This window comes from Halomonas sp. KHS3, from assembly GCF_000830495.1.
Lineage (GTDB): Bacteria > Pseudomonadota > Gammaproteobacteria > Pseudomonadales > Halomonadaceae > Vreelandella > Vreelandella titanicae.
Genome location: NZ_JWHY01000019.1, coordinates 1 through 11,929 on the forward strand (window position 1 = coordinate 1; position 11,929 = coordinate 11,929).

Here is an 11,929-nt window from a genome sequence, read left to right on the forward strand (position 1 = left end):
GAAAAATCCCCCAGGGCTGATGCCTTGGGGGATTTTTTTTTGCGTGAGGGGGAGGTTGTGAGGGGTAAACGGTGAGGTGTGAGGAGTATATGGTGAGCAGTAAAGGGTAAGTCGTGAATCGTGAGCAGGAAACGTTGGTGAATGGCTATCGCCCGAATATCCTGTTCCGCCTCACGCCTCACGCCTCACGCCTCACGCCTCACACTAACGTGCGGTTTTCCGGCGTTTTATGTCAGAATGCACTCCTCAGGAGGAATGCCCATGACTCAGATGCGCTGGGAACAGTTACTTTCCCCACGTCGTCTTCACGATCAACGCTCAACAAGTACCCGTGAAATCGGTCGTAGCCCGTTTCATAAAGATCACGACCGTATTGTTTTCTCAGGTTCATTTAGACGCCTAGGGCGCAAGACCCAGGTGCATCCGCTAACCGAAAACGATCATATCCATACTCGCCTAACTCACTCGCTAGAGGTTGGCTGTGTAGGTCGCTCCTTGGGCATGATTGTGGGGGAGTTGCTGCGCGATCGCCTGCCTGAATGGATTACGCCTGCTGACCTTGGCGTCATTGTCCAAACAGCGTGCCTGGGACATGACATCGGGAATCCCCCTTTTGGCCATGCGGGAGAGTATGCAATCCGTGATTGGTTTCAGCGCGCTCAAAGCAGTGGCCTGTTAGAAGGCCTTTCAGACGCTGAGCGCGAAGATCTGTTGACCTATGAAGGCAACGCCCAGGGTTTTCGGGTGATTACCCAGATCGAATATAACCAGTTTAATGGCGGTATGCGGCTTTCTGCGGCCACCTTGGGTGCATTGCTTAAATACCCTTGGACGGTTCGTTATGGTGGTCGAGCGGGCAAGTTTGGCGCCTATCAGTCAGAGCAGGTGCTGCTCAAAGAGGTGGCTGAAGCGGTAGGGTTGTTGCCCCAAGGCGAGCAGCGCTGGTGTCGCCATCCACTGGCGTGGCTGGTCGAGGCGGCAGATGATATCTGCTATGCCCTGTTGGATCTGGAAGATGGTTTGGAGATGGGCATCTTGCGCTATGAAGAGGTTGTCGAAATACTGCGCCAAATTGCCGGAGAGTTTCCGCCCGAGTATGCCGAAATGCAAGATCGTAATGTGTCACAGCGGCGCCGCATTGCACTGCTGCGAGGAGCTGCGATGGAGCGCGCGGTCAATGATGTTGGCACGGTGTTTGTGCAGCACGAGCAGGCCCTGCTGAGCGGCACACTCAGTGAGGATCTGTTGGAGTTGTGCCACCCTGACCTGGGATGGGGCGTTCAAGCGGCGAAGCAGTTGGCTCGAGAGCGCATTTTCCAGAATGAGCGTAAGGCGAAGCTCGAGATTGGCGCCTATACGACACTGGGTATCCTGTTGGAAGCCTTTATTGGCGCTGCACACGAGCTTCACCACACAGGGCACTCATCGTTTAAACACCAGCGTGTACTGGCCCTGATAGGTGAAAACACGCCCCTGCCATCTTGGTCACTCTACGATAGCTATCGGCGAATGCTGGACTTTATCGGTGGGATGACAGACCACTACGCGGTGGATCTAGCCCAGGAGATGGGCGGCCGACTGCGCGGTGATTGAGTACTGTTTAATTAAACCGAAGGTTGGCTCAGGTGCTTCAACTCCATCAACTGAGCGCGCTCAAGAAGCACATTAATGACCTTGTCATGGATGGCATCGTTGAGTGGGCCTGGGGTCAGCTCGGTCAGCTGCTTAGCAAGCGTGTCCCCGCTGACCACTAAAATATCAGGAGCGGCTTCGCTGTTATCTATTTTCCAACCCGGCAGCACCAATACGCCCCGTACCGGGACGGGCACGCCACAGCGCCGCTCTAACCAGTGAGTCAGCCAGTTAACCCCTTGGCGAGTTTTATGCAGTGGCCGACGCTCTTGCCAATGGGGGAAGCGCAACCGTTCGCGTTCCACCGCGACTGTATTGAGCTCATTGCCATCGGTGCCGATAGCGAGTGTTCTTGCCCGTGTCTCAACCACAAATACGCCATGGGGCGTTACTACGACGTGATCGATCGTGAAGCTATCGGTAGGCACATCGTGAAATACATAGTAAGGGTGTGCATCAGGGCGGACTAAGCGCTCCAGCTCTTGGCCAACGGCGAGCTCACAGGCTAAGCCTAACTTTAGCCGTCGGATACGCTGATAGTCGCGTACCAGCAATAATGAAAAAGTCAGTACCAGCAACGTACTAAGTAGCCCATACAGCGCCCACTCAACCCAATCCTGTTTATCCACAAACAACATACGGCCCATTCCGTAAACTAGCGGGGCGAGGCTGATAATGGGCCCTAATGCACCGTTTAAAAAAAGGCTGGAAAACGCTTGGTCAAGGCGGTGCCGTAGCGCTTGGCCCGGCTCATGAAGGGGGACGTTGAAGGGAGAGTGAACGCGAGCATCGTGCAGGCTGCGCAGCGCGAGGACAATACTGGCCATTGCCGCCATGGGGAATAAAAAAATTAGGGGTAGCACGTATTCCAGCCAAGCCATTGCAGTGCCTTGCTCTATAGAGACTTACCCAATGGTAAGCCCCGATGGAAAGTTATAGTGGCGTAGAGGCTAACCCCCAGCGAGTTTAACTTGGTAGCCAAGGGCGCTTAACTCCTGACGCAGGGTGTCTCGGTGGTCGCCTTGAATTTCAATAATACCCTCTTTAACTGCCCCACCCGTTCCACACCGCTTTTTAAGCGTTTTAGCTAACGTTTTAAGCTCTTCGCCAGGCAGAGGAATGCCACTGACGGTGGTTACGCCTTTACCTTTACGGCCACTCGTTTCGCGGCGAATGCGTACTACGCCATCAAGCGCCGCCAGCCGCTGCTGTTCGCTCAGATCATCGCAGTGGCAGTCATTGAGTGGCTCGCGGCAAGTGGGGCAGGTTTTGCCATGTTCGGTGGAATAAACCAGCCCACCGAGCTGGTCTCGTAAAGAGGCCATTTTTATCCTCCAATTGAGTGTTGGGGCACAGGGGTTTGCCAATACTCACGGGTGAGTCGCTCCACTACAGCGGGTAGCTGATACATATTACTAATCATGATAGCGTTTTCAGGCGTTGTCTCGGCATCCGGGAAACGGTTTAAGTGGATCACCGTCATTCCCGCCTGAAGCGCCGCGCGTACGCCTACTAAGGCATCGTCTATGGCAATGCAGTCATGCGCTGAATAGCCCATGATACTCGCTGCGTGTAGATGTAAACAGGGTTCGGGCTTCCAGCAATTAGCGGTATAGCCACTGAAAAAACGTTTACCGAAGTAGTGGCTGAGCCCTGTCGCTTCTAAAGCCGTATGAATTTTGCTTTCAGGTCCATTAGAAACCACTGCACTGGGATAAGCCGCCAGAGTATCCAGCGCTTCTTGGGCGCCGGGGATGGTGGTCAGCTCTTGGGCAAGCCGGGTGGCTAGATTGGCTCGCATAGAGACTTCCATGCGGTCAAGCTGGTCAGGGTCAACGTTACCGTAGCGTTGTTGCAGTTCAGCAACGATGCGTCGAAAGCGCGCTCCACGAAATTCGCCAAGATAATCAGTAGACGCGAAAGGCAGGCCTACTGAATTGAGCCCGGCAGCCATCTCTTCAGCCAGTAGCGGCTCACTATCGACAAGAGTGCCATCACAGTCAAACAGCAAAAGTGGGAGCGGCATTGTGGTTCCTTGCAGCGGCTGATGCACTGCCAGTGTTAGTTGAAGCCATCCATACTGCTATTGAACGGGATTTTACGTCATTTGTGAACACTGTTTTGTTATTTTTTGCTTGCCTGAACGTGACTCTTGAGCCAGCTTAAATGGCTACACTCATTTTACTGGCTACTGTTGTAGGCCATCTAGCGTCAGCAGACGCAGTAGTACAAGCGATGGAAATGTCTCAGCTGCGCTGAAGAGATAGTGGGGATGCACTATTCTTTCATAACCACGACATGGAGAATGCCTAATGCGATTAACCCCTTGGTTTCTACCCTTTGCACTTAGCGCTGCCTTATTAACGACCACTGGCTATGTGTTTGCTGATAATCATGCGTCTGAGGGTGAACAGCACGAACCTCTGGATGATGAAGCCCTTGAAGAGGAGTACGGCATTAAAGCGGGATCAGTAAAGCGTAATGAAGGTGAAGGCGCTTCTTCTAGCGATTCCGAAGGCGCTGATGAGCAGGCACGCGTCCGTGAAGAAGAAGAGGAAGAAGAGAAAAACGAAGAAGTAGCCACTAGCGAGGGCGAAGCTGACGTCGAGTTAGAATCGGGTGAGAGTGAAGAGCGAAACCCAGAGGCGGGCACGGGCGGCACTGGCAGCCCAGAAGATGCCATTCATAGCAGCGAAGAAGAGAATAGCGAAGATGACGAGGATGGCACCGACGATAATGCATAACGTCAGTGCCTAAGCGTTACTTGGCGAGTCGGCGCGAGTTAGCGCTACTACGCTGATGGTAAGGCTTCATTGTGCGCTGGCTGGTCACCCACCAGGGAGCCTGCTTGCCGCTCATTGAGTTGAGCAGCGCTTTTTGCATGACGAGGCCAGCTTCCATGCTGGCCTCGAGTTTTTCGGTGACCATACGTTGATTTTCTTGCATCATTTTGGGGCTGAAAAACGGCTGTGTTTGCCATAAATGATTTCGCATAGTGATCGTCGACAAAGACGTCGACCATAGCTCAAAGGCCATGATACCGACTTTCCATATATCGAACATCGCTACCGGGGGAGTGGGCATTAGGGGAAGGGAAGTTGTGGGTTTCATCAGCGTTGTGGCCTCCTTGCTGGAACACGAGACATCGTGACCTCATCTCCAGTGTTAGCGCATCTATGCTGCATTGCAATATCTATTTAATTAGCCACAAAAAAAGACGACCGGTTGGTCGTCTTTTTCGAAAGTGGGCCAATTACAAGCTTATTTTACCTTGGGAGCCAGTTCGCCGCGCTCATAGCGCAGGAACATCTCTTCCAAGCTGATCGGCTTAATCTTACTGGCATTGCCGGCCGTACCAAAGGCTTCGTAGCGGGCGATACATAGATCGCGCATCGCGGTAACGGTCTCTTTCAAGAACTTACGTGGGTCGAATTCTGACGGGTTCTCAGCCAGGAAGCGACGCACGGCACCGGTAGACGCCAAGCGTAGGTCGGTGTCGATGTTGACCTTACGCACGCCGTGCTTAATGCCCTCAACGATCTCTTCGACTGGCACGCCGTACGTTTCGGGGATCTCACCGCCGTGCTGGTTAATCACTTCCAGCCACTCCTGGGGAACAGAAGAAGAGCCGTGCATGACCAGATGGGTGTCCGGAATCCGCGCGTGGATCTCTTTAATACGCTGGATAGAGAGCGTGTCACCGGTAGGCGGCTTAGTGAACTTGTAAGCGCCGTGGCTGGTGCCAATGGCAATCGCCAGTGCGTCCACATGGGTCGCTTTCACAAACTCTGCGGCTTCTTCTGGGTCGGTAAGCAGTTGCTCCATATCCAGCTTGCCTTCCGCGCCAATACCGTCTTCTTCACCGGCCATGCCGGTTTCCAGGCTGCCCAGGCAGCCCAACTCGCCTTCGACGGAAACGCCACAGGCGTGAGCCATTTCCACCGCGCGGCGGGTAACATTGACGTTATAATCGTAGTCGGTGGGCGTTTTACCATCTTCACCCAGCGAGCCATCCATCATCACCGAGGAGAAGCCGAGCTGAATAGAACGCTGGCAGACCGCAGGGCTGGTGCCGTGATCCTGGTGCATGACCACAGGGATATGCGGAAACTCTTCGACGGCCGCCAAAATCAGATGGCGCAGGAAGGGCGCACCCGCGTACTTGCGTGCACCGGCAGATGCTTGCACGATGACCGGCGAATCGGTGGCATCAGCGGCTTCCATAATGGCGCGCATCTGCTCAAGGTTGTTGACGTTGAACGCCGGAATGCCGTAACCATATTCGGCGGCGTGGTCGAGCATCTGGCGCATGCTGATCAAAGCCATGAAGTTACCTTATCTATGTTGTAAAGACTGGGTTGTCAAAATTGGGTTTAAAGACTGAGCTACCAGTTTGAACGATGGTGAGTGTTTAGATTCAAGTCGTGTAATGTTAACCGCGTTTGGCGGCGGCTTCGAGTGCAGCAACGGCAGGCAACTGCTTGCCTTCGACATACTCAAGAAAGGCGCCGCCACCGGTTGAAATGTACGAAACGCGATCCGCAATGGCATATTTATCAATGGCCGCTAAGGTATCGCCGCCACCGGCAATAGAGAAACCTGCGCTATCAGCGATAGCCTGGGCGATTACCTGGGTACCTTTACCGAATTGGTCGATTTCAAAGACGCCGACAGGCCCATTCCATAAAATAGTGCCTGCATCCTTAAGCATGCTGGCCAAATGTGCAGCGGTGTCTGGGCCAATATCCAGAATCATCTCGTTATCAGCCACCTGATCGACCGGCTTGACAACGGCCTTGGCCGACTCAGAAAACTCGGTGGCAACGACAACATCGGTAGGAAGTGGAATCGAGACTTTCTCCATCAGTGCTTTGGCTTGGCCCACCAAATCAGCCTCATGGAGTGATTTACCGACATTGTACCCCGCGGCGGCAATAAAGGTGTTGGCGATACCGCCGCCGACAATCAGTTGATCACATTTATCAGCCAACGCGGTGAGGACATCCAGCTTGGTAGAGACCTTCGAGCCGCCGACGATGGCTGCCATGGGCCGAGCCGGGTGTGCCAGCGCTTTCTCAAGTGCATCGAGTTCCTGGGCAAGCAAAGGGCCAGCGCAGGCGCTAGGGGCAAAACGCGCCACGCCATGGGTAGAGGCTTGGGCACGGTGGGCGGTGCCAAAAGCGTCCATCACAAAGATATCGCACAGCGCGGCGTACTGTTTCGCCAACTGCTCATCATCTTTTTTCTCGCCGCTGTTAAAGCGCACGTTCTCTAGCAGTACGACGTCGCCATTGGCGAGATCCAGCGTTTCGCCGACCGTTTCACCGAGATAGGCTTTGATCAGCGGCACTGGGCGGCCTAACAGTTCACCCAAGTGCTCAGCCACCGGCGCGAGGGAAAACTCCTCGGCGGGTTCACCTTCGGTGGGGCGCCCTAAATGGCTCATCAACATCACCTTCGCCCCAGCCTTTGCGGCGGCTTGAATGGTCGGCAGTGCGGCGCGCAGGCGGGCATCGCTGGAGACGCGGCCATGTTTGATGGGCACATTCAAATCTTCACGAATCAGCACGCGTTGTCCTTCCAGGGGAAGGTCAGTCATCTTTTTTACATTCATGGAAGCGGTTTCCTCGTGTTTAGGCCGTGGAACTCAATATAAACAGTTAATGCAAATAGGTTACGTTTCTGTCGAAAGTCTGGCCAGTCGCTGGCTAATATCCAGCATACGGTTAGCGAACCCCCACTCATTGTCGAACCAGCACAGCAGTTTGATAAGGCGCTTGCCAGCCACTCGGGTTTGGGTAGCGTCCAGGATGCCTGAGCGAGGGTCGTGATTAAAATCAACCGACGCCATGGGCGCTTCAGTATAGCCAAGCACGCCCTTTAAGCGCTGCTGACTGGCGGCCAGCAGCAGGTTATTTACATCGTCGCGGTGAGTGTCGCGGCTGACGGTGAGTGCCACGTCCATGGCAGAGACATTGATAGTGGGAACACGTACGTGCAGGCACTCAAAGCGGTTCGCAAGATTGGGCATCAAGCGGCTAATACCCAGCGCCAAGCCGGTATCCACCGGCACAATGGAGTGCATTGCCGAGCGGGTCAGACGCAGGTCGGTCTGGTGGTAGGCATCGATCACCGGCTGGTCATTCATCGCCGAATGAATCGTCGTGGTGACACCGTGCTCAAGGCCGAGAGCTTCATCCAGAACGGTCAACAGCGGCACCAGGCAGTTGGTGGTGCACGAAGCGGCAGAGAGTATGCGCTGGGAAAGCGCCAGCTCGCCTTCATTAATGCCCCACACAATGGTGGCATCGACATCATTTTCCGCTGGCTGGGAAAACAGCAGCCGCTTAGCGCCTGCCGCTAAGTGCAGCTCAGCGGTGGCACGATCTTTAAAGCTCCCGGAGCACTCCAGCACCAGATCCACATCAAGCGCCTTCCAGGGTAACTTGTGTGGATCTTGTTCGCAGAGTACCTGGATGCGCTGGCCGTTGACGATAAGGTACTGACCGTCGTTATCGACGTCACCGGGAAAGCGGCCATGGGTGGTGTCGTAACGGGTTAGATAGGTGATGGTCGCGAGATCAGAGAGTTCATTAATGGCGACCACTTCAAGTTCGGGGTGTCGCCGCTCGACGAGCGCCCGCAACACGCATTGGCCAATGCGTCCGTAACCGTTAATGGCGATGCGATACCTGGGAGCAGAATTAGCCATGCAGAAGGGTGGCTCTTAAAAGTGAATCAACAATAATCGAAATAGGCTAGAACTCGTTGTGATGATAACGTATTTCAGCGGACGATTCTTATTAACTGCCGGTGCCTATCAGCTGCCCATGCTTATTAATCGCCAGGCGAGTGGCAGCAGTACTGCGGTGAAAATACCGGTAAGGCTCATGCCCAGTGATGCAAAAGCCCCAGCGGTGGGGCTGATCTCAAATGCTCTTACCGTGCCAATGGCATGGCCGTTAAGCCCCAGGGCGAAACCGATCAAGCGCTCATCGTCAATATGCAGCCAACGCGCAGCGAGGCTGACACAGGGAATCGTGATCACCCCGGTGACCAGCAGCGCACCCAACAGCAGGGCTACCGTACCACCAAGCTGTTCCGTAATGCCGATAGCGATAGGCGCGGTTACCGATTTAGCGGCAATGGAAGCGAGTATGGTGTCCGAGCTGCCCAGTAACCAAGCAATTGCCAGTGAATAGCAAGCTGCCAGCGTTGCGGCGATGGGTAAACAAATCGCCAGCGGTCGCCATAATTCAACAATCCGCGGCAACTGTTGATAAAGCGGCATACCCAGCGCCACCGTGGCTGGCCCCAATAGCACCGTTAGCCAGGTGGCCCCCTGCTGATAGGTAGCGTAAGGCAGCCCTATCAGCGCTAACGCTCCCGCCAGTAGCAGCGCCGCGATCAAAATAGCGGGAAGCCAAGAAGGGCGCTTTAAACGCTGGAACAGAGCGCTACCAAGTAAGTAAGCGGTGAGCGTTAACCCCACCGCAAACAGCGGGGTGGTGGTTAATAGAGTAAGCAGCGGTGTATCAGCGGACATTGGGTTGCCCGATTAGTCGCTTGAGCAGCCACAGAGTAGTAACCACACTGAGTAGCGTGCCTACCACCAGGGCGATTAGGATAGCCGTCCACTGACCGGCCAGTTCACCGATGATGAAAAATACCCCCACAACCCCGGGCATAATCAGCATAGCAAGGAGCGCAATAAGCGGCTGGGCGGCAGCGGCAATGCTGCTAGGGACACGGCCACGGACGGCGAGCGTAGCGCAGAGCAGCAACATGCCGATCACGCCTGACGAGATCGGCAAAGCGGTGAAGTGGATTACCACTTCACCGATAAGCCAGTAGCTAATCAGCCATAGAAAGCCACTGAGTGCTGGCATGGCTTAGCCGAGTAGTTCGTTGGCTTGCTTGACCACATTGTCGACGGTAAAGCCGAAGTGCTTGAACAGATCCCCCGCTGGTGCGGATTCACCGTAGGTGGTCATGCCGATCACGCGGCCGTCAAGACCCACATACTTGTACCAGTAGTCGGCATGGGCGGCTTCGATGGCGATACGCTTGGTCACCGCCTTGGGCAACACGCTCTCACGGTACTCGGCGTCCTGGCCGTTAAAGCGATAGGCCGAGGGCATGGAGACCACGCGTACCGCTTTGCCCTGCTGCTCGAGCTCGGCGGCGGCGTCTATGGCCAGGCCGACTTCAGAACCGGTGGCAATCAGTATCAACTCGGGCGTTCCTTCGCTGTCCTTAAGAACGTACGCACCGTTCTGAATGGCTGCCAACTGAGCTTTAGTGCGCTGCTGGTGGGGCAGGTTCTGGCGTGACAGCACCAGCGCCGTGGGGCCAGAGTGACGCTTGATGGCCGCATCCCAGGCGGCGGCGGTTTCGACCGCATCACAGGGACGCCAGGTATTGAGGTTCGGCGTGGTACGCAGGCTGGTGAGCTGCTCAATGGGCTGGTGAGTCGGGCCATCTTCACCCAGGCCGATGGAGTCGTGGGTAAACACGTAAATCACCTGCTGGCCCATCAGCGACGCCATGCGAATCGAGTTACGCATGTACTCCATAAAGATCAGGAAGGTTGCACCGTAAGGTACCAGACCGCCGTGCAGGGCGATGCCGTTCATGACCGCCCCCATGCCAAACTCACGGACACCGTAGTGCAGGTAGTTGCCGCTGGCGTCTTCCGGGGTGATCGCTNCGCCGTGCAGGGCGATGCCGTTCATGACCGCCCCCATGCCAAACTCACGGACACCGTAGTGCAGGTAGTTGCCGCTGGCGTCTTCCGGGGTGATCGCTTTGGCGCCTTTCCAGAAGGTCAGGTTAGACGGCGCCAGGTCGGCACTGCCGCCCAGCAGTTCCGGCATTTGCGGGCCGATCACATTGAGTGCTTCAAACGAGGCTTTGCGTGACGCAATGGTCTCGCCGCGCTCTTGGGCCTGCTCGATCAAGGCTTCGGTGGGCAGTTCCGCGGGCAACTGACGTTTCATCCGGCGGGTGAACTCCCGCGCTTCTGTGGGGAAGGCTTCCGCGTAGCGGGCAAACCGCGCGTCCCACGCCTGCTGAGCCGCTTTGCCCGCTTCACGGGCATCCCAGGCGGAGTAGATCGGCTCGTATGGAAGGGCGCATGGGGCCAGTCGAGCTGAGTGCGTGCCAGGGCCACTTCGTCGTCGCCTAAGGGGGCGCCGTGGGCGTCTTCCTTGCCCTGCTTGTTGGGGGCACCAAAGCCAATGATGGTCTTGCAGATAATCAGGCTCGGCTTATCGTCGTGGCTCTTGGCCAGCTCAATAGCGGCTTTAACCTCTTCAGGCTTGTGGCCATCCACATTGGGCACCACGTGCCAGCCGTAAGCTTCAAAACGCTTGGCGGTATCGTCGGTGAACCAGCCTTCCACTTCGCCATCAATGGAGATGCCGTTATCGTCGTATACAGTGATCAGCTTACCCAACTGCTGGGTACCGGCCAGCGAGGCCGCTTCGTGGGAGATACCTTCCATTAAGCAGCCGTCACCTACAAAGCACCATGTGTGGTGATCGACGATGGTGTGGCCGGGGCGGTTAAACTGCGCCGCCAGAGTTTTTTCCGCGATGGCAAAGCCCACGGCATTGGCAAAACCCTGACCCAGTGGGCCAGTGGTGGTTTCAATGCCGGGCGCGTAGCCGAATTCCGGGTGGCCCGCGGTGGGCGAATGCAGCTGGCGGAAATTCTGCAGCTGTTCCAGGCTTAGCTCGTAGCCGCTGAGGTGGAGCAGCGAGTAAAGCAGCATGGAGCCGTGGCCATTGGAGAGCACAAAGCGGTCACGATCGGCCCACTTGGGGTCTTCGGGGTTGTGCTTGAGGTAGTCATTCCATAGCACCTCGGCGATATCAGCCATACCCATGGGGGCGCCCGGGTGGCCGGATCGGCCCACTTGGGGTCTTCGGGGTTGTGCTTGAGGTAGTCATTCCATAGCACCTCGGCGATATCAGCCATACCCATGGGGGCGCCCGGGTGGCCGGATTTGGCCTTCTGAACGGCATCCATGGACAGGGCGCGAATGGCATTGGCTAGCTCAAAACGGGACGGCATGGGGGTGCTCCTCGCCTGAAAACAGAAATTATAAAGGCGCTATTGTCGCTGACTTCCCATGTTGCGGCAAATGTAGCGGCAAATTCTGGGGATCACGTTCTGGGAAGCATCGCCGACAGCGTGTAGACTCTGCCTCCCGACGCGGTAGAAAAGTAATGCTATCGCTTCACTAATACGGGCAGGGGACACCTGCCATGATTTCCTGCTGATGCTGTGGATT

General features: G+C 55.8%; 11 protein-coding genes and 1 pseudogene. 2 read left to right on the forward strand and 10 right to left on the reverse strand.

Going from position 1 to position 11,929, the window contains the following annotated elements:
• Positions 1 to 261 precede the first annotated feature (261 nt).
• Complete coding sequence (locus tag RO22_RS23590) at positions 262 to 1,593, forward strand: deoxyguanosinetriphosphate triphosphohydrolase (protein ID WP_039860938.1); 1,332 nt, start codon at positions 262 to 264, stop codon at positions 1,591 to 1,593.
• A gap of 11 nt (positions 1,594 to 1,604) precedes the next feature.
• Here the strand turns inward: RO22_RS23590 and RO22_RS23595 are convergent, their stop codons facing one another.
• From RO22_RS23595 to RO22_RS23605, 3 genes are all read right to left on the reverse strand, one after another.
• Positions 1,605 to 2,513, reverse strand: a complete 909-nt coding sequence (locus tag RO22_RS23595) for a nuclease-related domain-containing protein (protein ID WP_009288695.1) — start codon at positions 2,511 to 2,513, stop codon at positions 1,605 to 1,607.
• A 69-nt stretch (positions 2,514 to 2,582) separates the two neighbouring features.
• Positions 2,583 to 2,957: a translation initiation factor Sui1 gene (locus tag RO22_RS23600; RefSeq protein WP_027958965.1), complete on the reverse strand. Its 375-nt coding sequence runs from the start codon at positions 2,955 to 2,957 to the stop codon at positions 2,583 to 2,585.
• Positions 2,958 to 2,959: 2 nt separating this feature from the next.
• Positions 2,960 to 3,658, reverse strand: a complete 699-nt coding sequence (locus tag RO22_RS23605) for an HAD family hydrolase (protein ID WP_027958964.1) — start codon at positions 3,656 to 3,658, stop codon at positions 2,960 to 2,962.
• 286 nt (positions 3,659 to 3,944) lie between these two features.
• Between RO22_RS23605 and RO22_RS23610 the strand changes: the two genes are divergently transcribed.
• Positions 3,945 to 4,376: a hypothetical protein gene (locus RO22_RS23610; protein ID WP_041159553.1), complete on the forward strand. Its 432-nt coding sequence runs from the start codon at positions 3,945 to 3,947 to the stop codon at positions 4,374 to 4,376.
• Between the two features lie 16 nt (positions 4,377 to 4,392).
• Here RO22_RS23610 and RO22_RS23615 read toward each other — a convergent pair whose 3' ends face one another.
• From RO22_RS23615 to RO22_RS23645, 7 genes and pseudogenes are all read right to left on the reverse strand, one after another.
• Entirely contained in the window at positions 4,393 to 4,743 is a 351-nt protein-coding gene (locus RO22_RS23615; RefSeq protein WP_027958962.1) for a hypothetical protein, read from the reverse strand.
• Positions 4,744 to 4,893: 150 nt separating this feature from the next.
• Positions 4,894 to 5,958 (reverse strand): class II fructose-bisphosphate aldolase, encoded by a 1,065-nt coding sequence (gene fba / locus RO22_RS23620; protein ID WP_009288694.1) that lies wholly within the window; start codon positions 5,956 to 5,958, stop codon positions 4,894 to 4,896.
• 106 nt (positions 5,959 to 6,064) lie between these two features.
• A complete protein-coding gene (locus RO22_RS23625; RefSeq protein ID WP_041159554.1) occupies positions 6,065 to 7,246 on the reverse strand; it encodes a phosphoglycerate kinase in 1,182 nt (393 codons plus the stop codon).
• A 60-nt stretch (positions 7,247 to 7,306) separates the two neighbouring features.
• Entirely contained in the window at positions 7,307 to 8,344 is a 1,038-nt protein-coding gene (locus RO22_RS23630) for a type I glyceraldehyde-3-phosphate dehydrogenase (protein ID WP_041159555.1), read from the reverse strand.
• Between the two features lie 108 nt (positions 8,345 to 8,452).
• On the reverse strand, positions 8,453 to 9,178 hold the full coding sequence (locus tag RO22_RS23635) for an LrgB family protein (RefSeq protein ID WP_041159556.1): 726 nt from the start codon (positions 9,176 to 9,178) through the stop codon (positions 8,453 to 8,455).
• Positions 9,168 to 9,521, reverse strand: a complete 354-nt coding sequence (locus tag RO22_RS23640) for a CidA/LrgA family protein (protein WP_041159557.1) — start codon at positions 9,519 to 9,521, stop codon at positions 9,168 to 9,170. The genes RO22_RS23635 and RO22_RS23640 overlap by 11 nt, the downstream gene beginning before the upstream one ends.
• A gap of 3 nt (positions 9,522 to 9,524) precedes the next feature.
• Positions 9,525 to 11,709: pseudogene (locus RO22_RS23645) on the reverse strand (transketolase family protein).
• Positions 11,710 to 11,929: the final 220 nt, after the last annotated feature.